The sequence below is a fragment of the Pantoea sp. Ae19-2 genome, assembly GCF_059801205.1.
The window spans coordinates 2,121,936-2,144,295 of sequence record NZ_JBCHWE010000001.1; the positions used below are offsets into that span (position 1 = coordinate 2,121,936).

Consider the following 22,360-nt stretch of genomic DNA (forward strand, 5'->3'; position numbering starts at 1 on the left):
TCCATTGCACGCTCTGTTCGTCGACGGTAAAGCCGTTACCCTTCTTTCTGCACTGACAGCGCTGCCTTGCGTTAACCGGTCATCCCCTGCGCGATGCTATCGGTATGAGGCGGGCGCTGACGGAAGACGCCGGGCAATAACAATCCATAATGCCAAGAAACATTCCTGCAGCATCTCTGACTTCTTTTTGAACATACCTCCCGTCGCAATTCAAGACAGTGTTGAGGCACCTAAGGGGAACGATTCTGGATGGGTATTGCTTATCATCCGGCAGCACGTAAGACGAAAAAGATTCGCACTGTCAGCGCCATTACCTTACCGACAGTGCGTAAAAGAACCGACTTTTCTGCAGCAACGTTAATATTCCCCCCTTTTAAACTGCCTGTCTGACAGGCACTCATCCCTTAATTGTCCGAAACGATTGCCCGAGTGCGCCCGCGTTTTCTGTCGTTAAATCTGTCTTTACCCTGATGTAAAGAAAACAGGCAACTTTTGGCTGAAATGAAAAATTTTATGTCTGTGTTTCGCTATCGGAAAAAAGATTTTCGCTGTTAAATGAGAATGATTTTTATTTTTAATTACATGAGTCTTATGTGATTGAAATGTCAGGAGTCAGCGTACTGCAGCGGCAACAGGTGCTGAATTCACTGCAGCGCAGGGTAAGTGGCATTGACTGATAACGAAGTCATGGAAGGCGTGGATACGACCATTCGGGTACGATTTAACGTTATGAAAAGCATACTGATGTTTAAAAAAACATCGTGAGCAACCTGGCTCTTATTCGTTTCAGTGAAATGTATTTTATTAAACCTAGACGAGTACATACAGACATGAAAGTTCGAAGAGCTCTGATTCCACGTTCTTGTGCAGTAATGCTTAGTGCATTAATGAGTTCACTGTCATTCCCTGCACTGTCAGCAGACAGCGCCGTGGCTGCGACTAAACAGAATACCCTCACTGTAACAAGCGAGGGGGAGACTCCCCCGGAAGAAAATGCCTGGGGGCCAGTAGGCTCTGTGGTGGCAAAGCGAAGCGCGACAGCGACTAAAACTGACACGCCACTCCGTAAAACGCCTCAGTCCATTACCGTTGTTACGCGTGAAGAGATGGATTTGCTGGACCCACCGACGCTGAAAGATGCTTTTCGTTACGCTGCAGATGTGATGGTTGACAGTCGGGGATCGGTAAGCGGCTTTAATTCAGTCAATATCCGGGGGTTCAGCCAGATCTCGGATAATATTTATCTGGACGGACTCAAACTTCAGGCCGACAGTTTTACTTCCTTCCAGGTCGATCCTTACATGCTTGAACGTGCTGAATTGCTGCGTGGCCCTGCATCTGTTCTGTATGGTCTGAGTGAGCCTGGCGGTGTTATCGCGCTGGTCAGTAAGCGCCCCACGCCGCAGACCATTCGCGAAGTGCAGTTTAAAACTGGCAACCATAATCTTTTCCAGACGGGCTTTGATTTTGGCGGCGCGGTTGATGATGATGAGAAATTAACCTACCGCCTGACAGGTGTAGCCAGCGATCAGGACCAGCAACAGACGGGTGAAAAAGCAAAGCGTTATTCATTAGCGCCTTCATTCACATGGCGCCCCGATGACAAAACTCAGTTTACTTTTTTAAGCAGTTTCCTCGATGAACCCAATATAGGATGGTTTGGCTATTTACCGAAAGACGGCACGGTAACCAGCGGTGCGGGTGGAAAATTACCCACAAGTTTTAATGATGGGGAACCGGGTTATAACAAAATTTCCCGTAAGCAGAAGTTAGTCGGTTATACCTTTGAGCATCAAATTAATGACAACTGGACTGTGCGTCAGAACTTGCGCTACGGAACGGTAGATATGGATTACCGAACCATCTATGGAAGCAGTGTTTCTCCGTTTGATCCTTCTTTTTTAACCCGGGGTGCACTTGCGGCCAAAGAGCATTTATCGAGCTTCGCGATGGATACTCAGGTGCAAAATAAATTTTCTACAGGTAACACAGACCATACCCTGCTTATGGGCATAGATTACCGGCGCACACGGAATGATGTCTGGCAGGCGCTCGGTCTGGCATCCAGTCTGAACCTGGTTAATCCTGTGTATGGTAATACCGCTGTACAATATTTCGGTTACAGGAGTCAGGTCGATCGTCTTGAACAGACTGGCCTCTATTTGCAGGATCAGGCTGAATGGAATCACTGGCTATTAACATTGGGTGGTCGTTATGACTGGTCTGAAGCAGACAGCGTCAATCGCCTTAATAACAATTCCGCCTCCAAACAGGACGATAATGAATTTACATGGCGAGGAGGTCTGAACTACCTGTTTGATAATGGTCTTTCACCTTTCATTAGCTACAGTGAATCCTTCCTGCCAACAGCAGGAGCGGATTATACAGGGAAAATGTTTCGGGCATCTCGCGCCAAACAGTATGAAGCCGGAATCAAATATATACCTGACGGTAAATTGATTTCCGCCACCTTATCGCTGTTCCAGATAACAAAAGATAAAAATCTGACGTCAGATCCTGAGCATATTTTATATTCAGTGCAAAATGGCGAGTTACGCTCCAGAGGCATAGAACTGGAGACGAAAGCAGCACTGACAGAAAATGTGGATATTATCGGCAGCTATTCCTACACGGATGCTGAGTATACCAAAGACACCTCATACGAAGGTAATCGCCCAGCTGAGATCCCTAAAAATATGGCGGCATTATGGGGAAACTACACTTTTCATGAAACGGCGTTAAGCGGATTGACGTTAGGGCTGGGAAGTCGCTATGTCGGGTCGACGGAAGGTGATAACGCTAACTCCTTTAAAGTGAAGCCCTACACGATCTGGAATGCCGTCATCCAGTACGATCTGAGCAGGTTCAATCTGCCGGGTTCATCAATTGGCTTAAATGTTAACAATCTTTTTGATAAGAACTACGTCGCAGGCTGTTACGCCACGACGGCGTGTTTTTACGGCGCGGAGCGACAAATTACGGCAACGGCTACGCTCAGGTTCTGATAATGCACGTCCTGAAATGAATGTTTCCCAGAATCAGACTGGCTTTTATTCTGCGAGTTCCACCGATGGATGCAACACATTAATTGAATCGCTCTGCGGGTGATTCAGGGTATGGCGGATTTCCCGGCCTCTCGTCGAGCGGCCGGGCGACGCCATAAACGCTTTACTGGCGGTAACCCGGTAAACAAGTGCCTGAGGGAAAATGTTGTCTGAGCACGCTGTTCGTATTTTCATTTAAGCCGCATTGCCAGGGAGATTGAGGAGCACAGAAATAAATCCGAATGTCTGTCGCTACAGTAAATTAGGTGTGACTGATCCTTTCACCTCCCCGAATCCATGTTGATATTTTATAACGCTCAGCAGCTCATTCCAGGGCTTATGTGATGAGTGGAGGCATCACCCTTAGGATCTGCTGTCCCAGACTTTAGCCAGCATAAGCAAGCCGGAATGGCGTTCTGCAGAGTGACGATAACCCCTTTGATACCCTTAAATAAGGGGTCTGACGGTGGAATATCCTTCGCCTGGTAAAGTCGTCTGGTGCGATAATGTCGATTAACCAGCCGTCGCTGCAACGGGCGGCAGGGAACCAGAACGCGCTTAAGCGTTGAAGCTGAACACATGTGGTTTATTCTGGAAAGTCTGCCTCAGATGCCACCTGAGCAGCTTCATGACGCGGGAACGATGCTGACCGAAGGCCTGAAGAAATACAGTGTCACGTCACCCTCATCGGCGAATAACGCCTTCAACTCTGCTCTGGAGAAACTGAATGTTTACCGGTTTGTCTGCTTTCCCGTTAACACCTGTCACGGCGCGTGGTGTCGATGAAGAGGGATTGACTAAGATTCTGGCTCGCCTGACGGCAGCCGGTGTCGATTCGTTGGGTATTCTGGGTTCAACCGGCAGCTATGCCTATTTGAGCAGGGAAAAGCGTAAACGCGTCGCAACGCTCGCCCGTCAGATTGCCGGGCAAATCCCCATGATGGTTTGCGTGGGTGCAATGAGCACCGATGCCGTCCTGCATCTGGCTGAAGATGCGCAGTCTGCAGGCGCTGATGCGTTGCTGCTTCCGGCGATGAGCTACCAGCCGCTGCGTAATGAAGAGGTTTATGCGTTTTATGAGACGGTTACCCGACATGTTTCAGTCCCGGTTTGTGTTTATGACAACCCACGGACCACGCATTTCACGTTCACAGATGAACTGCACGGGCAGCTGTCGTCACTGAAGGGCATTCGCTCAGTTAAAATTCCAGGCGTATCGGATAATCCCGTTGCTGCGGCTGAACGGGTCAATGCATTACGGCAACATCTTCGTCCTGGCATGACCATTGGCATCAGCGGTGACGCCAGTGCCGGTCTGGGGTTAAATGCCGGTTGTGAAGTCTGGTATTCCGTTTGCGGTGGTCTGTTTCCGGAAACCGCCAAACAAATTACGCAGGCCGCCGCAGTTAACGACCATGAACGCGTGACTGCCTTCACTACCCGTCTGGAACCTTTATGGGCGCTGTTTCGTAAACATGGGGGAAGCATCCGTGTAATCGCCGCTGCAGCAGGCATACTCGGGCTTACCGATCCAGACTGTCTGCCTCGTCCCCTGCTGCCGTTGTCGAAAGAAGATATTGCCGATGTCGCAAGTGTGATTGCAGATCTGGATCTTAAATAACGCGCCAACAGGATCGGTTATCCGCCGATCCTCAACATATCTGGCTGGAGCATAATCTTAATAATGCGCCTTATCATCATGAGCGCCGTGGGCCGGGCAGGTTTCAAGCACTCGTGCAGAGCGTGAGACCGCGTTGTCCGCTGCCCGGTTTAATGCGGGCGTTGCCTGATGGACATGTCCGGTTTGTGCCAGGCGCGGGGAGTGAAAGTCGAAAAGGGCCCCCCTCTTTCGTTAAGCCTTATTTCTGTAGTCTGGCTGCGGCTTTTAACGTCGCCTGTCGCCTCTTTTCAATAAATGGCGCTGTTTGTTCCCGCGCCTTTTTTAACTGCTCTTCAGATGCAGTTCGGGGCGAGCCACAGGTAAACGGCGGAGCGGGATCATATTCCATATGCAGTTGAATATTTTCAGCAATACTGCTCCCGTGCATTTCTGATACAACGGTGAGCGCAAAATCTATACCTGAAGTGACACCTGCGCCGGTTATACGGTTACGGTCACGGACGACGCGCTCATTAACCGGCTCCGCACCTAACAGAGCGAGTTGGTCCAGAGAAGCCCAGTGCGTCGTTGCTTTATATCCATCCAGAAGTCCTGCTGCGCCCAGAATGAGCGAACCAGTGCATACAGAAGTCACCAGCTTTGCTTCTTCACTTTGGAAACGGATAAATGAAAGAACGTCTTCATCATCCATTAGGTTTATCTGACCAGGCCCTCCGGGGATACAAATTACATCCAGTTGTGGGCATGTGTTAAAAGTGCTCGTTGGCTGTATAGCCATACCACGATCGGAAACAACAAGGTCCAGATTTTTCCAGATGAGATGAACCTTTGTATTGGGTGCCCTGACGAAAACTTCATATGGCGCGGTAAGATCAAGCTGAGTAAGCGCTGGGAACAGGAGCAGCCCGATTGATTTGCTTGCAGAATCACGCATAGAAAATCCTTTAACCTAAAAAGATATAATGGCTTTTCCTTTAACAAAGGCAACCGTTGCGTAAAAAACAGACGCGCGCCGAATGGATGTCATGTTTAACCCAGCTTTATTATCGTAGCGTTAAGCAATTTATGACCCACCCAAACGTCAGGATGATTTATGGGTAAAACATCCGATTCTCGCTCATCGCAGACATCACCTACGCATAGTCGCTTTGTGCCAGGAGCAGACATTGATATTTCAGCATTGCTGTGATTATTGGGGTGCAGGCCAGGTGGCCCCCCATCCCTTCGAGCTGCTGGCCACGCTGAAACAGCGCGGCGAAAAGGCCGCCCAAAAACGTTATAAATCAACATATGCAACCTCAGAGCATGCCAGTTAGTCTCTGAATTAATGGTATCCATCTAAGCAAGTCAACGTAAGAATCGTAGATATATGAATGGCCAACATCCGCTTTCGCCCATGTTCTACTGATTGATACGTACAGTTTGCACCGGGATGGTCCCTCTGAAACACAACTTTGGTGTTAATAAAGGCTATTTGTGATTAACACCTTATTTACACGATTAACATTCTCTTTTTACTGGCTTGCCCTCAGGAAATGACTTTATAGTCGATTCATTCTGTAAAACACAGTTTTACCCTGTAAACCCTGAGTTGCATTCAGCCTGGCTTCTGAGCCCTGTGAGCAACGTCAGAACAGACGCGGTTAAAAAGCATAAGGGGAAGCGATGGAGACAGTTAATGCACCGCATTTGCCTGTCAGAGAAAACTGGCTGGCACTGCATCACGAAAAAGCGTTGATGCCCGATCTGGCGATAGTCGATGCTCATCATCACTTATGGGATCGCCAGTCAGGACGTTATCTGGTTCCTGATTTCAGCCACGATATTGAGCAGTCCGGACACCGGGTTCTGTCGACGGTTTATGTGCAGTGCCGTTCCATGCTGCGCCGTAACGGACCAGAAACCTTCAGGCCAGTCGGTGAGGTTGAGTTCGCGAGCGGCGCTGCCGCTATGTTTGACAGTGGCCACTATGGCAAGGCATCAGGCTGTGAAGCGATAGTGGGTGGTGTCAGTTTGCTGGCAGAGGATGACCTGCAACCCGTCATTGAACTCATGATGGCGCGCTCTGGTGGACGTTTACGAGGGCTGCGTAATCCGCTTGCCTGGCACAGTGATCCTCGCGTTGTATCAAGCCCTGTCACACCCCCTGCTGGCCTTGCCACCACTACCGCATTTCGCAAAGGCGCAGCCTGCCTTGTCCGGAACGGACTTTCGCTGGATGTCTGGGTTTACCACACCCAGCTTGATGACATTATTGCGCTGGCAGATGCGTTGCCCGATCTTCATATCATTGTGGACCACTGCGGCGGGCCGCTCGGCACGGGGCCTTATGCCAGCAAAAGGGATACCGCCTTTCAGGCGTGGCAAAAATCCATTACCGCTCTGGCTGAACGGCCAAACGTGAGCATGAAGATCAGCGGCTTTGGTATGACTGTCATGGGCTTTCCCTTCGCACAAAGCGCCACACCGCCAGACTCGCGGGCGCTGTGTCTCGCCTGGCGGCCACTGTTTGAAACGTTGGTCGAAACGTTCGGCGTCAGGCGCTGTATGTTTGCAAGCAATTTTCCGGTCGACAAAGGCATGTTCAGCTATGGCGTTTTCTGGAACGCCTGCAAACGGTTGGCGGAGCACGCGTCCGTCGAGGAAAAAGCACATCTTTTCTGGCGCACCGCAGCGTTAAGCTATCGCTTATCTTCCCTGGAGAATGCTGATGAATATCAAATCAAGACCGCATGAGACTCATCCACTGGAACAGAATGAAGCCAACCTGACACTCTCTCAAACATCGGTAGAAAAACGAACGCTCGCGTTGGGTGGGCTCGGGTGGGCTTTTGAAAGCTATGACTCATTTTTGCTATCGCTTTTATTGCCTGTGCTTGGCGTGGTGTTTGCTGTCAGCAAAACTGAACTGGGTCTGTTTATCAGCACCACGGCTGGCGGACAGATCATTGGCGGCATTCTGTTCGGGATGGTCGCCGACAAAATCGGACGAGTCAGAACCGCTTTCATTTGTATTACGATCTATTCGCTTTTCTCAGGACTCCTGGCCTTTTCTCATCATCAACAAACCTTTGTTTTGTTGCGATTTTGCGGGGCACTGGGAATGGGTGGAATGTGGACCTCTGGCGCAGCACTCATCGCCGAAACATGGCGTCCTGAACGCCGTGCCCGGGGTGGTGCACTGATGCAAATGGGACTGCCGGTGGGGGCCATTTTAGCGATTGGGCTGACGGCACTGGTCACGGCGATGACAGGCAAACTGGAAAACGGCGGCTGGCGATACCTTTTCATGATTGGCGCCTTGCCGGTTTTTATCATGATGGTCATTGCGTATATCACGCCTGAATCGCCAGTGTGGCTGGCACGCCAGCGGGAACGGATTAACAGACCGACCCAAACGGCGCGGTCGGGCAAAACAAACCTCAAAGGACTGTTACTGGCCTTTACCTTTATCTTTTTCATTCAGTATCTGTTCTGGGGGGTTTTCACCTGGACGCCCACCTATCTTCGTGAAGTGAAGCATCTTGATTTCCTGCACAGCCTGAAATTTGTACTTGCCTTACAAACAGGTGCGATTGCCGGCTTCCTTGTGTTTTCACTCCTGGCAGATAAATGGGGACGCAGGCCCATGTTTTTGATCTACCTGTTTATCGGCGCTGTGGCAGTCGGCCTGTATCTGGCGACAACTCAGCCATTGATTCTGATGGCCGCCATCTTTATGGCGGGGTTTGGTGTAAACGGCATCTTTGCCGGCTCCGGGCCGTTCCTTGCCGAAATGATTGGCGACACACAGTCACGCGGCTTTTTAATGGGTCTGGCTTATAACGGCGGTCGCTTAGGTGGGTTTATTGCGCCGCTACTCATTGGCTATGTTGCCAGCATAGGAGGATTTACCGCAGGGCTGGCGACTACCGTTGTGGCCTTTATCGCCGCGATGGTTGTCGTGTGGATGGCACCCGAAACGAAAGGCATTAAGCTGCAATAGCCCTTTTCCTTTAGCCTGATAAGGCACGGCTGTTTTGGTCGTGCTTTATTCAGTGGCGTGAAGAGACAACCGATGGTCAGTACAATGCTAACCCTCTTTCCGGGCCCACCGCTTCCGATCAATTCATCACCCTAATGACGTGCGACTCTTGCTGCCACAGGCCGACTATCGGAAGAGCGTTAATCTGGCTTTCGCTTTTTACTTTTCTTGCTGAAAATGATGCCCGCTTTGTGCCAGAAGCGGACATCGCCTGAACCTAACTTTTAGGTGCCAGGAAAAGACCTGACTATCACCTGAACGGTTATAAGATTGACCTGTAAAAAATGCAGTCACGCAGGAGAATCTTCGCCTGAGTAACTTTCCGTTAACTCTTAAATAATTAGTTAATATGCACGTAATCAGGATGGCTTGAGAACTACTACGGCATAGCGGCAAAGGTCACCGGTATCATTTTTGAAGATACAGTCAGCAGGATCGCCCAGCTCAAGACAATCACCCGGTGACATCTCAAATGTTGTGCTGCCCTCAATAAATGTCAGCTTACCCTCAATGACCCAGATGAGCTGACGTCGTGAAAGATACGAGATAGCTGGCATAGGCACGGCAGTATTTGCAGGAAGCTCAATGCTGACCAGGTCTACAGGTATCTGACCCGGTGAAGCATGGCGACGAATGTAGCCTGTTTCAGGGTCCTGCCATACGGCCTGATCTTCATATCTGACAAGCATACCGGTGCGAGCTTCCGTTTCAGCAAGCAGCTGGGACATAGACATATCGAAAGCGCCAGAAAGTCTCGCAAGCAGGGTTGCTGTCGGGCTGCTTTCACCACGCTCGATTTTATGAATCATCGCCCGTGATACACCTGAATTTTCGGCAAAATCGGTCAGGGACCAGCCCCGTCTTTCTCTTTCAAACTTCACCTTCAGGCCAATACGAACGTTTAAGTCATCTTCTTTACTGGACAAATCATCTAGCATAATAGATAAATAAGATAGTGTACGGTTAGTCTACTTTAGTAAATGAAAGGCGGGGTGTCTACTATGCAAATTCGTACTGCAACAGAACGCGATGCTGAAACCATTGCTGAGATTTATAATGACGCAGTGCTCAATACCACGGCTATCTGGAATGACAACAAGGTCGATTTTCTTAATCGAATAAAGTGGATGAGAGACCGCTGTGAGGCAGGATTTCCCGTCATTGTCTTTGTTGACGTGGACGATTCCGTACTGGGATATGCCTCATATGGTGACTGGCGTCCGTGGGACGGTTATCGCCACACCGTTGAGCATTCCGTATATGTGCACAAAAGAGCCCGGGGACGTGGAGCAGGTAAAGCTCTGATGGAGGAACTGATCAGGCGGGCTGCCGTTCAGGGTAAACATGTCATGGTAGCTGGCATTGAATCTGAAAACGTCGCATCCATATCGCTTCACAAAAAGCTCGGCTTCACAGAGGTTGGCAAAATGTCAGAGGTGGGTACAAAGTTTGGCCGCTGGCTGGATCTAACGTTTTTTCAGCTACGCCTGGATACACGGGAACACCCTTTATAGCGAATATTCTCAGAACGCCAGAGTAGTAGTAATCAGAGACACAATGACCTGCCCCCAGTATTTGATACAACCTTCAGTTAGTAATGCCGGTTGGTTTTTCTTCATGTTTCCCGTTTCGCCAGCATGCTGCAAATTCACACGGCGTCTGGTAATTCAGCGATGAATGAGGTCTGGACTCGTTATAGTCCTGCCGCCAGTCATTAATGATTTTCCGGGCATGAAGAATATCGCTGAACCAGTGTTCATTCAGGCATTCATCCCGAAAGCGACCGTTGAAACTCTCAATAAATCCGTTCTGCGTTGGCTTGCCCGGCTGGATTAAGCGCAGCTCAACGCCATGTTCAAAGGCCCATTGATCGAGCGCGCGGCAGGTAAATTCCGGGCCCTGATCGGTTCTTATCGTTGCAGGATAGCCACGAAACTGCGCAATGCTGTCCAGAATACGTGTCACCTGAACGCCTGTAATCCCGAATGCCGTGGTGATCGTCAGGCACTCCTTCGTGAAATCATCTACGCAGGTCAGGCACTTAATCCGGCGGCCGCTGGCAAGTGAATCCATGACAAAATCCATCGACCATGTCAGGTTCGGCGCATCCGGGCGAAGAAGCGGAAGCCGTTCAGTCGCCAGCCCCTTACGGCGCCGCCTGCGTTTTACACCCAGACCGTTAAGGTGACAGATGCGGTAAACCCGCTTGTGGTTGACGTGAAAGCCCTCCCGACGCAATAACTGCCAGATGCGGCGGTAACCAAATCGGCGGCGTTCAAGTGCCAGCTCTGTGATACGTAAAGACAGCTGCGCGTCAGCAGCCGGGCGCTGAGCCGAATAACGGCAGGTTGAAAGTGACAGACCGGCCAGCCTGCAGGCACGGCGTTGCGACAGACCCGTTGTCTCACACATGGCTTCCACGGCTTCCCGCTTCTGGTCCGTCGTCAGAACTTTCGGCCCAGAGCCACCTGAAGCGCCTCCTTATCCAGCATGGCTTCAGCGAGCAGCTTCTTAAGGCGGGCGTTCTCCTCTTCAAGTGACTTGAGCCGCTTCACTTCGGGGACTTCCATGCCGCCAAACTTCCTGCGCCAGGTGTAAAAGGTGGCGTCTGAAATAGCATGCTTACGGCAGAGTTCCCGGGCCGAAACCCCGGCTTCTGCCTCGCGGAGAATACTGATGATCTGTTCGTCGGAAAATCGCTTCTTCATGGGGATGTCCTCATGTGGCTTATGAAGACATTACTAACATCGCGGTGTATTAATCAATGGGGAGCAGGTCAGGTCGCCTTATATGTTATGAACCTGGAGATAACCTTGAGCGCATCTACTGGTCAGGCGAAGTGATTCCCCATTCTACGCATCGTGGCAAGGGGATAGGCTCTGCATTAATAAAACGCATCGTTGAATTAGCTACTGAAAGAAATATTCCTGAACTCTGGCTCTATACGCCTGACAAGCAGGCGCTTTACCGGAATTTAGGCTGGAAAGAACGTGAACAACGTCTCGTAGCGGGTGAATCTGTTACGGTGATGGTTCTCAGCCTGCCCTGCCCGGACGCGGCCTTAAAGCGACAGGCAATATCGCGGTACGGTTAACGTTTTATCTGACCATACATTAAACGTTAACGGCCTGTATCCCCTGCTCTTCCGGCATCCATCCAGTCCACTGTGGGCGCTTTGTGAACGTTTCTCCACGAGTCTGTGAGCGTTGCGCCGCAAGCGAAGGTGCGCATAAGCGGGTGATTTTAATGTCTGACGCACGGTTTTAAGAGGGGCATTCCTCTTTGAGAAGCCGCCTACAGCTGCTGGAGAGACCTGATGATCGCCTCATTCATCTCGCATACCGCCTGTTCGCGTCGGCGATAGTAGGTCCATTTGCCTACCTTACTGGCCTCAAGCAGACCGGCATCATGCAGCGCTTTAAGACACAGTGAGGTAGCGGGCTGTGAAAGGCCCGCTTTGTCCTGAATAAGACTGGCACAGACACCGTACTGATCGAAGGGATAGAGCTGAGAATAATCAGCAAAGGCTTCGTCAGGGCTTTTAAGCCATTTGAGCACCGCAACCCGTGTCGGGTTGGCCAGTAATTTAATGGCATTTTCGGGTGTCATGCCGTCTTCAAACCTCAAGCAGAATAAAAAGGATAGTCAGTATAGCCTTTCTGGCTTCCACCATACAGTGAGGCGCTATCGACGTCGTTCAGCGGATAGCCCATTTTAAAACGCGCCGGTAAATCGGGGTTAGCGATAAACGTGCGCCCGAAGCCAAACAGATCTCCCCATCCCTTTTCCAGCATGCGCTCGGCTTTTTCTTTGGTGTAACGGCCCGAATACATAATGGGCGAACGGAAGGCTTCGCGAAGCGCTTTGCGAAAATCTTCAGGCATATCCGGGCTGTTGTCCCAGTCAGCTTCGGCGATGGAGAGATATCCCGTTTCGAGCGCGTTCAGCATCTGGGCCGCACGGAGGTAGGTAGCCTGCGGATCGCTCTCCACCAGCCCCAGATAAACGCGCTCTTCCTCTGTGCTTGAGAACAGAGGCGCGAAACGCACGCCGACACGATGACTGCCAAACACTGAACTCACGGCCTCGGTGACTTCACGCAGGAAGCGCAGACGGTTATCAAGCGAACCGCCATATTCATCGGTGCGGAAGTTAGTATGTTCAGAAATAAACTGATTGATCAGATAACCATTGGCGGCATGCAGTTCGATACCGTCAAAGCCCGCTTTTTTGGCATTCTCCGCCGCCGTACGGTACATCGCCACAATCGCTTTCACTTCCGATGTGGTTAACTCGCGCGGCATGCTGGGTTCCGTCAGAATACCGGCACCAGGCCCGGTTTCGATAAATACCCGTACGCCGCTGGCGGCAACGGCTGAAGGTGCAACAGGTGGCTGCTTTCCGGGCTGCAGTTCATTGTGCGATACGCGACCAACGTGCCAGAGTTGGCAAAAGAGGATCCCACCTTCTGCATGAACGGCGTCGGTTACTTTTCGCCAACCCGCGATTTGTGCTTCGCTGTGAATGCCAGGTGTCCAGGCATATCCCTGTCCGCGTGGCTCAATTTGCGTCCCTTCGGTTACCATAAATCCCGCACTGGCACGCTGGCGATAGTAGTCCACCATCATCGTGCCGGGTACGTTGCCCGGCTGCTCACTGCGGCAACGGGTTAGCGGTGGGAGCGCAATACGGTTACGCAAGCTGAGATCACCCAGCGTCAGGGGCGCGAAGAGAGACGACATAACAATTATCCTGTGAGAAGAAAGAAAGACAATATTATATTTACACATTTAAATTTGTAAATGTGTAATTTGTGCGGTCATACAGCCCTGCTCCCTGTTAATGCGTCAGTGAAGACGCCAACAAAACCGCTATCCGCATCAGGAAAACGGCGGATGTCTCCTCCTCGCGCACAGCGAACACGATCCCGCGCGCATTCTTAAGCTGATGTCGTGCGGCGCAGGCGTTGCGCCTGGTGCGAAGTGATCGCCGATGCGGTGATATCTACGACATCCACAGAAATTAACGCTCCCCTGATGCTGATTATCCCGCACTCACGCAGCGTTGCAGGGCGCGGTTGATCTCTGCCGGGCGACTTAATCCAGCAGCCTGTATTTTTCGGTAAAATTCCTATCTGGGGCAGAAGGTCAGCAAGCCTGGATTGCGCGTCTCAAACACTACAGAGCATTGGGGCCGTTTGTCATCCCCCGTACATCGGCAGTGGCTGAAGATGTGTACCGGCACGGCATCCGTTATCTTCAGGGGCGGTAACAGCCGTTTGCAGAGGCTGCCCTGAACAGGCAGCCGCTCGATTTCGCGCAAACGGCTCGGGGCGAATACGACCTCAGGTACGCTACAGGTCCAACGCGAGCCAGCATCCGCGCGCATAGCGCGCCAAACCTGCCGCCTCAAAGCGCCACAGATGGAGCCAGCCGTTATCCAGCAGTTGCCGGATGACCTCATGCTTTCCGATTACCGCTTCAATGGCCGTTTGCGGTGCGTCGATAACTACTGTCAGGCGCAGCGGCTCGTGCATCCAGCGCTCGCCGTCGTGGAGCGACTGGCGTGACAAGCCGATGCGCAGATCGCCGCCGTTGCCCTCAAAGACGCCGATGCGTCCACCCACCACGTTATGCAGCACCTTGTTGCCGCTGCCCAGTCGCTGCGGATCGCAAGTGGATGCGTGATACTGCCAGTTGATCCAGTGTGTAACCAGCATCGGAGCGGTCATTAAACCCTCCAGCAGGCTACCGTCAACATCCTGACTGGCGTCGTAATCATGCAGAAAACTGCGCCCGCTCAGTACTACGCCGCGGCTACGGTGACGCGGCGCGATCAGAAAGGCAGCGTTGCCCGCGAGTCCCCATTCAGGTCGGGTTTGCGCGCCGTCGTTAGCGCGACGGCGTAACTGACCCAGTAACACATCCTCACGTGCTTGCGGGTCCAGTTGCAGGCCGGGCGCTCGCTCACGGCGTACCTGGTCGCAGGCTTGATGAAAAATCGGTTGTATCCTCTCACAGCGTGCACGCGCCGCCTGGGGCAGCAGGTCGAGATCGAACCACTCGATTTCATCGGTGGTCGTGTTGTGCAGCGCAGCCACGAACGCCGTTGAATCAGGAACGTCCACGCCTTGCAGTTTCAGCCCCTGGCGAACCGCCGGTTCATTGAGCAACTGGGCCAGGCTGCGCGCATTCACTTCGCCGGTCTGGCCACAGCAGGCACCACAGTCCAGTGCCGCTGCGTGAGCATTGTTAGCTGACTGGCTGCCATGACCGACAAGGAGCACTGTCGGAGCCAGACGTTGCGCCAGGCCCATGGCATGAAGAACTCCCGCCGCCAGCTTAACTTTAGCCTCTGTATTCAGCCCAACCAACTGTGGACGGCAGATCGCACGGTAACGCGCAGCCAGGCCAGCCAGATCGTCCCTGGCACGTGCTTTTTTGCCCGGCAGTAACCCCTTCACCAGCTTGACGGAGTAGCCCAGTCCGACCGCTTCCACAAAGGAGAAGGCGGCACCGGGCCAGTGGCTAACGGCATTCCACTGATCGGCCATGGCAAATCGGGCCTGACGCGACCTGCTGGCTGCGTTTTGCAGCGCTGTATCGGCCCGGGATGGCGTCGAATTCGCGCTCACAATACGGTCGTTGACGTCGATGGAAGGCGCAAGTAAACCGGGTAACTGGGGGCGCCGGGCTTGGGTAGCAAGAGGCGTGTACGCAACCGGAAGGCCGAAGAACCCCGCAAAGCCGAGCGTCTGAACGCCAGGACTCGCGGCCTCCAGGGCGCGGCGCAACGGTTCACTGCGAACATCGATGCAGAAAGCGGCCTGGACTTCGATCGCCTCAGCGTCCACATCCTGCCCCTTAGCCGTGGCCAGCCGATGCGCCAACTCACGCTGATAGCCAATCTCCAGCGCCAGCTGCCACACTTCGTCAACCCGCATCGCGTATTCGGTCTCCTCCAACACGTGAGGAGCCTGAGCCCAGGCCTGCTGAAGGGAAGCAAATGCTTGCCGGGTGGCGGCATCATCTTTACATTCTAAAAGGATGATGCCCCAGGCCAGACGAATAGCCAGTAACTCACGCAGGTGCGCATCCTTACCGCCCGCCAACCCTGCCTGCCAGCCGAGATACGCGCACCAGGAGGCCCAGCCATTAACGGTAAGCAGCACCGACTCCAGATAATCTGCCCACACGGTTTCAGACAGGCCAAGCCGCTCAATGACCCAGCCTCCAGCGTCCACGGCGTTATCCGGTAACGTCTTGATAGCCTGCCTGATGTTCGGTAAGCCCATTAACAGACCAATGCCATGGTCGTGCTTCAGCGTGTCGAGCCAGAAGGCATATAAGCCCTGATGACGCTCGGGCTGCCAGCTCGCCTGGTGTTCGTCGAAGTAAGCCGCACAGGTTTGGCTAACCTGATGCGTGATGGCTTGCCGCCAGGATAACCTTTTGTGGCGATGGGGATCGTTGTCGAGCACATCGATCAGCAGCGGTAACTGTACTTGCAGGCTACCTGCTTGCAGCGCCTGCGTGCACTGTTCAACCGTCAGGCCGGCCGCTTGCGCTTCAGGTAGCTGGTGCAGCGCCTGGGTGAGATCGGCAACGCTAATACGCCCCTCACGCCAGGCCTGCATCTGCCGATCGCGCGGTGGGAAAACCTGAATACCGCCGAGCGCAGCCATGCGCGCGGCCACCCTGCGCACCGGCATGCCAATACGCGCCCAATGAGGATTGACAGCGATGGTGCGATCCAGTGGCCATGCCGGTGCAATCGCCTGGCAGGCGCGGTGGCAAGCTTGCTCAATGGCGGCCTGCCGTGAATCTGCATTGCGTGCGGATTGCGTCAGGCTCGCCGACACGGATTTCTCTTTGTTGGTCAGTGTATCCATCAGGAAACGCTCCAGGTTGTCAGTGTTATTCAGCGCGGCCTGTCAGCAACAGGTGCATCAGGCATTTCAGGTTTAACGGGCGTGGCATTGCCGGATGCCCAGGTCGTTGGCCACAGGAGCAGCGTCAGGCGCGTATAGGCTTCGTCCAGGTAAAACCCCGCGTAGCTCCAGCGACGCCAGCGCGACAGGCGTTGTGGTTGCTTTTGCAGCAACACCTGGCACAGATACAAGGCCGCCATTCCTGTCAGCGCGATCAGGCCCAGACGTTCATCGGGGGCATCCTGCAGGCCGAGCGGCAGCGCATGCAGAAACAGGGCAATCATCGACAGGCCGATAACAGTGAAGAGCCCGAAAAGAAGCTGTGAGGCAGGTGAAGCGCCGTCGTCTTGCGCATCAGGCAACCACAGCAAGGGCGCCCACGCCATGCCCAACACCCCGCTCCACCACCAGGGCCAGGCGGCCAGATCTGCCAGCCTCAGCACCAGAAACACCGCTGAAATCGTCAGCACTGGGGCGAGCATCACACTCAGGGTGCCGGGCAACGAGGTCCGGTGCAGCGTCTGCTGGCGAGTTTGTCTTACGCTTTCTGAAGCGGACAGAAAAGCATGGGCTTTGTAGAGCGAATGGCCAATGAGATGCAGAGCTGCCAGGGTGTAAAGGCCAAGCGCGCACTCAAGCAGCATGAAGCCCATCTGCGCGACGGTGGACCAGGCCAGCCGTACTTTTACGCTGATGCGCGTCAACATGACAATGCCTGCCAGTACAGCGGTCGTCAGCGCGAAAATCAGTAACAACACGCGCGCAGCGCCTGCCTGTTCTAACATCGGGGCGAAGCGAATCAGGACAAAGCCGCCAAGATTAACGACGCCTGCATGCAAGAGCGCAGATACCGGCGTCGGGGCTTCCATCACCTGTATCAACCAGCCATGCACCGGCAGCAAGGCCGTGCGAAGAATAACAGCCATCACGAGCAAAACGGCGCTCGCCTGCAAGGGCACGGACGCCCCCTGCTGGGCAATGTGCGCCCACAAAGCTGACAGCGAGAAACTGCCCACTTCCCACCAGGCCAGCGCGGAAGCGCCGAGCAACATCACGTCTGCTATCCGGTCAGCAATATACTTTTTGTGTGCCGCAAACAGGGCAAAGGGGCGATCGGGATAGAAGCAAAGCAGCTGCTGTAGCGCCAGGCCTACAGCGGCCCAGGCGGCAATGAGTAGCAGCCAGTTATCGGCCAGCAGGAGCAGATGAACACTGCCCAGTACAGCGGACAGTGCGCCAATGTAGCGCCGCTGGTTCGCTTCGCCTTCAAGGTAACGCACAGAAAATGATGCGATGACTTTGCCAAGCAGTTGTACCAGCAAAGCCAGCACCAGGCCAAACGTCGTTGCTTTTACTAAACCAGGCCATTGCGCCCCGCTGGTGCCCGCGGCGAGGGACACGCCTGCGAAGGCAATGGCGCCATATGACACAATCTGCAGCACACGCCACAGCGCCGTTGTAGACATCCCACTTAAACGTGTCAGCCCTGCTAAGCCCGCCATTAAAACAGCAGGTGCCAAAAAACAAACCAGGTATAAAACTTCAAGGATATTCATCGCATAGCCCTTATGAATGTGACTGAGCCTATGTTCCTTGACGGTTACTATTCTGTAAAATATATTTATTTAAATAAATTGATACCGAAAACAGAACAAATGAACCTCAATCAGCTGAACTTTCATCACCTTTTCTATTTTTGGCGAGTCGCCAGGCTCGGGCACCTGACGCGTGCGGCCGAAGAGCTGGCGACCTCACAATCAGCCGTTTCGGTGCAAATCCGACAGCTTGAGGACCGGCTGGGAGAAAGTTTGTTAATCCGTAAAGGCCGCCGCCTGATCCTGACGGACACAGGTCAGTTGGTCATGGCTTATGCCGATAACATCTTTGGGCTCAGTCAGGAGATGTTGGGACGCTTAAAAGGCCGGTCTGCCGGTGTTACACGGCTGCGCGTGGGCAGCGTGGCAACCCTGTCGCGCAACTATCAGGAAAACTGGATTCGACCTGCACTTGCCGATCCAGGTGTGGTGCTGACGCTGGAGTCCGGATTACTGGAAGGCCTACTGGTCAGGTTGATGCAACATCAGCTCGATGTGGTGCTGGCCAATGAAACCGTTCCCGTGGATACCGATCGCCCTTTGCACTTCGTGTTTCTGGGCAGTCAGTCCATCTCTTTGGTCGGCCCGGCGAGCAAATGGGCATCGCGCAGTCTGCGCATCCCGGAAGATTTGGATGGCGTGGAGATTGCCCTGCCCGGCCCACGCCATGCCTTGCGCGCGCAGTTTGATGCGCTGTGTTCCACAGCGGGCGTAAGGCCCAGAGTGCGCGCTGAAGTCGATGACATGGCGATGCTGCGTCTGATCGCGCGTGACAGCGGCTGGCTCACCGTATTGCCCGAGGTCGTCGTTCAGGATGAACTGCGTAGCGGATTGCTCGTCACCGTCGGCCAGTCTGCGGATCTGCAGGAGCGCTTCTACGCCATTACGACGCCTCAACGGCATCGTATCGACGTGCTTGAACAACTTCTGACGGGCCAAAAACGCCCGGCGCACGATTAAGCATCACCGCTATCGCTCTTTGCCTGCTAACGGGCAAAGAGCGGGCAAATGCCACGATCGGCAGGTCAGTCTTGTCGTATTTCTCTGCTGGCAGTTGTCTGTGTCTGCGTATTTGAAGTGGGATTCCCCGCTTGCGTAACCGTTTCCTGTATTACTTTTCGTAAAGCGGATCACAAATCGGCGCGCCGGATAACCCGCTGCACAATTTCGTATTGAATATCAATTTTCCTGGTGCCAGGATAAAACGGCATCACGCTTGTTACCGATTATCGGGCAAAACCTGAATGCAGGCTGGGGGAATTTCCCTTCAACGCTGTATTTATGTTTTGCCCGATGTTGTTTCAGGAGTGAGCGATGCTGGTCAGACAAATTCTGAATAATAATGTGGTCAGTGCCGTTGATGATAACGGCCTTGAAGTTATTTTAACCGGTCGCGGCCTGGGATTTAATACACACCAAGGTGCCCGTATTCACCCCAGCGAAGCAGAAAAGATATTTCTTCTGGAAGATTCGTTGATCTCTGCGCGCTTTAAAGATCTGGTCAGTGAAGTGCCCATCGATATTCTTCAGCTTACCGCCGATATTGTCAGCCTGGCGCGCGAAAAGCTAAACCATAAATTAAGCGAAGGGTTGTATGTGACGCTGGCCGACCATCTTCACTTCGCGCTGCAACGCCATAAAAATAACGCGCCGCTTACTAATCCGCTGGAGTGGGAAGTGCGCCACTTTTATACCGCCGAGTACGCGATTGGCCGTCAGGCGCTGGGCATGGTGGTGGCCCGAACCGGTATGCTGTTACCGGACAGCGAAGCCTGTAGCATTGCGCTGCATATCGTCAACGCCGGGCTTCACGATACGCTGGGAAAAACCGCGAAAATTACCCAACTCCTCTATCAGCTACAGCACATCGTAAAATACTTTTTTACCCTGTCAATGGATGAGCACAGCCTGAATTATCAGCGCTTCATTACGCACCTGAAATTTTTTGCTCAGCGGGTCATCGATGGCGAGGTGTTAAATAACAACGATGAGGAATTTTTTGCGCTGGCGCAGCAGCGTTACGCCCGCACGCTCAAATGCGTTGAGGCCATCAATGAATTTGTCAAAAAGCATTATCACCACAGCATGAGTCATTCTGAAAAACTCTATCTGACAGTACACATCGAGAATATTGTGCAGCGCAGCACGCCCAGCGTTTTACCCCCGTAAAGGGTATTGAAAACAGGTTCCGGCTTGTCACTGTTCAATCAGGCAAACCCCAGAAAACGACCCGGCCGGTTAACGCCGGTCATTGTGGATGACGTCATATTGACTTCAGTCTGGAGGGATTTATGAATTATCACAAAACCGCTCAACATATTATTACCCTGATTGGCGGAAAAGATAACGTCCTGTCTTTATTTCACTGTATTACCCGCCTGCGTTTTTTACTTAAAGATAACAGCCTGGCTGATCGTGGTGCGCTGGACGCGCTGGAGGGCGTTATTGGCGTAAACCTCTCTGGGGATCAGTTTCAGTTGATCATCGGCAATGAGGTCAAACCCTTGTACAAGGCGCTGATGAGCCAGCTATCGCTAAAAGAAAGTCCGCCGCGCCCGACCTCACGCCGCAATCCGGTCTCGGCAGTGCTGGAAGGGTTATCCAGCATCTTTTCGCCCATTATTCCCGCCATTGCAGGCGCAGGGATTCTCAAGGGGATCCTGGCGCTGCTGGTGGCTTTTCAGTGGCTCGAACCGCACAATCAGAGCTATCAGATCCTGCTGGCGATTAGCGATGGCGTATTTTACTTCCTGCCGTTGGCGCTGGCGTTCAGTGCGGCAACGCGGTTTGGTGCCAACCCTTACGTTGCCGTCGCGCTGGCGGCCTCGCTGTTTCACCCTGCCCTGCAAACCCTGTTCAACGCCGGTGAGCCGATCCACTTCCTGAGAATACCCGTGCCAGCGGTGAACTATGCCTCAACGGTGATTCCGGTGCTGCTGTCGATATGGCTACTGAGTTACGTGGAACGCCTGATCGATAGCGTGATGCCCGCCTCGCTGAAAACCATGTTTGTTCCTCTTCTGAGCCTGCTGATCGTCACGCCTGTCACGCTTATCGCCATCGGCCCGCTGGGGATCTTTGCCGGTAACGCGCTGACTGGCGGCATTATCTGGCTGGTTGAAAACATGGGGATGGTTGCGGGCATCGTGGTGGGCGGAACCCTGTCGCTGATTATTATTACCGGCATGCACTATGTGCTGGTGCCCGTGATGATCCACAACATCAGCCAGCTGGGTTTCGATCCGTTTAAAATCCTTTTCTATGTTGCGAATCTCGGCCAGGCCGGTGCGGCATTCGGCGTGTTCCTGCGGGCCAGAGAGAAAAAGCTTAAGTCACTGGCGCTCAGCACCAGCTTCAGCGCCGCGATGGGCATTACCGAACCCGCGATGTACGGCATCAACATCCGTTACAAACGCCCGTTTGCCGCCGCTCTGCTCGGCGGGGCCTGCGGCGGCGCATTCGCGATGGCGATGGGGGTAAAAACCTATGCGTTTGCGCTTAGCGGGCTGCCCGGCATCCCCGCGCTGGTCGGCCCGACCTTTATCTATGCCCTGCTCAGTCTGGCGATCGCCTTCGGCAGCGCTGCCCTGCTCACCGTGATGCTGGGCTTTGATGAATCTGCCCACTTGCCCGCCGCCGATGAGGCATCCGCATCCGGCGCCAGGCGCCACGAACCCGAGACGCTTTTTGCGCCTGCCAGTGGTGAGATCACACCGCTGAATGCGCTGGCGGACCCGGTATTTGCCGATGAGATATTTGGCAAAGGGCTGGCTATTTATCCCTCTGGTGGCGAGCTACGTTCTCCCGTGGACGGCCACGTCGAGTCGCTGTTTGAAACTCACCATGCGCTGGGGCTCAGAAGCGATACCGGCGTGGAAATCCTGATCCACATTGGCATCGACAGCGTCAAACTCGGCGGCCGCCACTTCACCAGCCATATTCAGCCCGGGCAGTGGATCAGCACGGGCGATCTGTTAGTCACCTTCGATCTGGCCGCGCTTCAGGCGGAGAACATTGATCCGAGCGTGATCGTCATTGTGACCAACAGCGAGCGCTATGACGAGATTCGTCCGGTGAAAGCTACCGGGCATATCGCCAGTCGCGAGGCCTTTCTGACACTCACCGCCGCGGCGGTTTAAGGAGCAA

General features: G+C 53.4%; 16 protein-coding genes and 2 pseudogenes. 10 read left to right on the top strand and 8 right to left on the bottom strand.

All coding sequences use genetic code 11. The features are described 5' to 3' along the window. Positions 1-830: 830 nt before the first annotated feature. Positions 831-3,005 (top strand): ferrichrome porin FhuA, encoded by a 2,175-nt coding sequence (gene fhuA, locus AAIE03_RS09800; RefSeq protein ID WP_014606064.1) that lies wholly within the window; start codon positions 831-833, stop codon positions 3,003-3,005. 79 nt (positions 3,006-3,084) lie between these two features. Here the strand turns inward: fhuA and AAIE03_RS09805 are convergent. After that, positions 3,085-3,366, bottom strand: a pseudogene (locus AAIE03_RS09805) (IS30 family transposase); the annotation flags it as partial. A gap of 112 nt (positions 3,367-3,478) precedes the next feature. Between AAIE03_RS09805 and AAIE03_RS09810 the strand changes: the two are divergent. Together AAIE03_RS09810 and AAIE03_RS09815 are read left to right on the top strand one after the other, a co-directional pair. After that, positions 3,479-3,710, top strand: a pseudogene (locus tag AAIE03_RS09810) (hypothetical protein); the annotation flags it as partial. A gap of 61 nt (positions 3,711-3,771) precedes the next feature. After that, the gene (locus AAIE03_RS09815) at positions 3,772-4,665 is read left to right on the top strand and encodes a dihydrodipicolinate synthase family protein (RefSeq protein ID WP_488136548.1); all 894 of its coding nucleotides are present in this window, start codon (positions 3,772-3,774) and stop codon (positions 4,663-4,665) included. Positions 4,666-4,903: 238 nt separating this feature from the next. Here AAIE03_RS09815 and AAIE03_RS09820 read toward each other — a convergent pair whose 3' ends face one another. Continuing rightward, entirely contained in the window at positions 4,904-5,599 is a 696-nt protein-coding gene (locus tag AAIE03_RS09820) for a DJ-1/PfpI family protein (RefSeq protein ID WP_498562977.1), read from the bottom strand. Between the two features lie 731 nt (positions 5,600-6,330). Here AAIE03_RS09820 and AAIE03_RS09825 point away from each other — a divergent pair. Then, positions 6,331-7,401: an amidohydrolase family protein gene (locus AAIE03_RS09825; protein WP_013025464.1), complete on the top strand. Its 1,071-nt coding sequence runs from the start codon at positions 6,331-6,333 to the stop codon at positions 7,399-7,401. Further along, positions 7,376-8,650 carry an MFS transporter gene (locus AAIE03_RS09830; protein ID WP_064373604.1) on the top strand — a complete coding sequence of 425 codons (1,275 nt, stop codon included), beginning with the start codon at positions 7,376-7,378 and terminating at the stop codon, positions 8,648-8,650. The genes AAIE03_RS09825 and AAIE03_RS09830 overlap by 26 nt, the downstream gene beginning before the upstream one ends. A gap of 398 nt (positions 8,651-9,048) precedes the next feature. Here the strand turns inward: AAIE03_RS09830 and AAIE03_RS09835 are convergent, their stop codons facing one another. Then, positions 9,049-9,627, bottom strand: a complete 579-nt coding sequence (locus AAIE03_RS09835; RefSeq protein WP_031283916.1) for an XRE family transcriptional regulator — start codon at positions 9,625-9,627, stop codon at positions 9,049-9,051. 63 nt (positions 9,628-9,690) lie between these two features. Between AAIE03_RS09835 and AAIE03_RS09840 the strand changes: the two genes are divergently transcribed. Further along, positions 9,691-10,203, top strand: coding sequence for a GNAT family N-acetyltransferase (locus AAIE03_RS09840; protein WP_116219671.1), 513 nt, complete (start codon positions 9,691-9,693; stop codon positions 10,201-10,203). A gap of 73 nt (positions 10,204-10,276) precedes the next feature. On the opposite strand, the gene AAIE03_RS09845 is transcribed toward AAIE03_RS09840, so the two are convergent. After that, positions 10,277-11,397 (bottom strand): IS3 family transposase gene (locus tag AAIE03_RS09845; protein ID WP_152552422.1). Its coding sequence is split into 2 segments (ribosomal slippage): positions 10,277-11,139 and positions 11,139-11,397, totalling 1,122 coding nucleotides; the frame shifts between segments, so codons are not numbered across the junction. 56 nt (positions 11,398-11,453) lie between these two features. On the opposite strand from AAIE03_RS09845, the gene AAIE03_RS09850 reads away from it, so the two are divergent. Beyond that, entirely contained in the window at positions 11,454-11,783 is a 330-nt protein-coding gene (locus tag AAIE03_RS09850; protein ID WP_498562978.1) for a GNAT family N-acetyltransferase, read from the top strand. A 200-nt stretch (positions 11,784-11,983) separates the two neighbouring features. Here the strand turns inward: AAIE03_RS09850 and AAIE03_RS09855 are convergent, their stop codons facing one another. The 4 genes from AAIE03_RS09855 to AAIE03_RS09870 form a co-directional block, all read right to left on the bottom strand. After that, the gene (locus AAIE03_RS09855; protein ID WP_014606072.1) at positions 11,984-12,298 is read right to left on the bottom strand and encodes an ArsR/SmtB family transcription factor; all 315 of its coding nucleotides are present in this window, start codon (positions 12,296-12,298) and stop codon (positions 11,984-11,986) included. A gap of 14 nt (positions 12,299-12,312) precedes the next feature. Then, positions 12,313-13,431 carry an alkene reductase gene (locus tag AAIE03_RS09860; RefSeq protein WP_014606073.1) on the bottom strand — a complete coding sequence of 373 codons (1,119 nt, stop codon included), beginning with the start codon at positions 13,429-13,431 and terminating at the stop codon, positions 12,313-12,315. Between the two features lie 611 nt (positions 13,432-14,042). Next, positions 14,043-16,580 (bottom strand): YbcC family protein, encoded by a 2,538-nt coding sequence (locus AAIE03_RS09865; protein ID WP_498562979.1) that lies wholly within the window; start codon positions 16,578-16,580, stop codon positions 14,043-14,045. Positions 16,581-16,609: 29 nt separating this feature from the next. After that, positions 16,610-18,175, bottom strand: coding sequence for an NADH-quinone oxidoreductase subunit L (locus AAIE03_RS09870; RefSeq protein WP_041930760.1), 1,566 nt, complete (start codon positions 18,173-18,175; stop codon positions 16,610-16,612). A gap of 99 nt (positions 18,176-18,274) precedes the next feature. Here AAIE03_RS09870 and AAIE03_RS09875 point away from each other — a divergent pair, with 99 nt between their 5' ends. The 3 genes from AAIE03_RS09875 to AAIE03_RS09885 all read left to right on the top strand — a co-directional run bounded on the left by AAIE03_RS09875 (position 18,275) and on the right by AAIE03_RS09885 (position 22,353). Further along, a complete protein-coding gene (locus AAIE03_RS09875) occupies positions 18,275-19,174 on the top strand; it encodes a LysR substrate-binding domain-containing protein (protein WP_026020934.1) in 900 nt (299 codons plus the stop codon). Between the two features lie 354 nt (positions 19,175-19,528). Further along, complete coding sequence (gene licT / locus AAIE03_RS09880) at positions 19,529-20,383, top strand: BglG family transcription antiterminator LicT (protein WP_105087503.1); 855 nt, start codon at positions 19,529-19,531, stop codon at positions 20,381-20,383. Between the two features lie 122 nt (positions 20,384-20,505). Beyond that, positions 20,506-22,353 (top strand): beta-glucoside-specific PTS transporter subunit IIABC, encoded by a 1,848-nt coding sequence (locus tag AAIE03_RS09885; protein ID WP_498562980.1) that lies wholly within the window; start codon positions 20,506-20,508, stop codon positions 22,351-22,353. Positions 22,354-22,360: the final 7 nt, after the last annotated feature.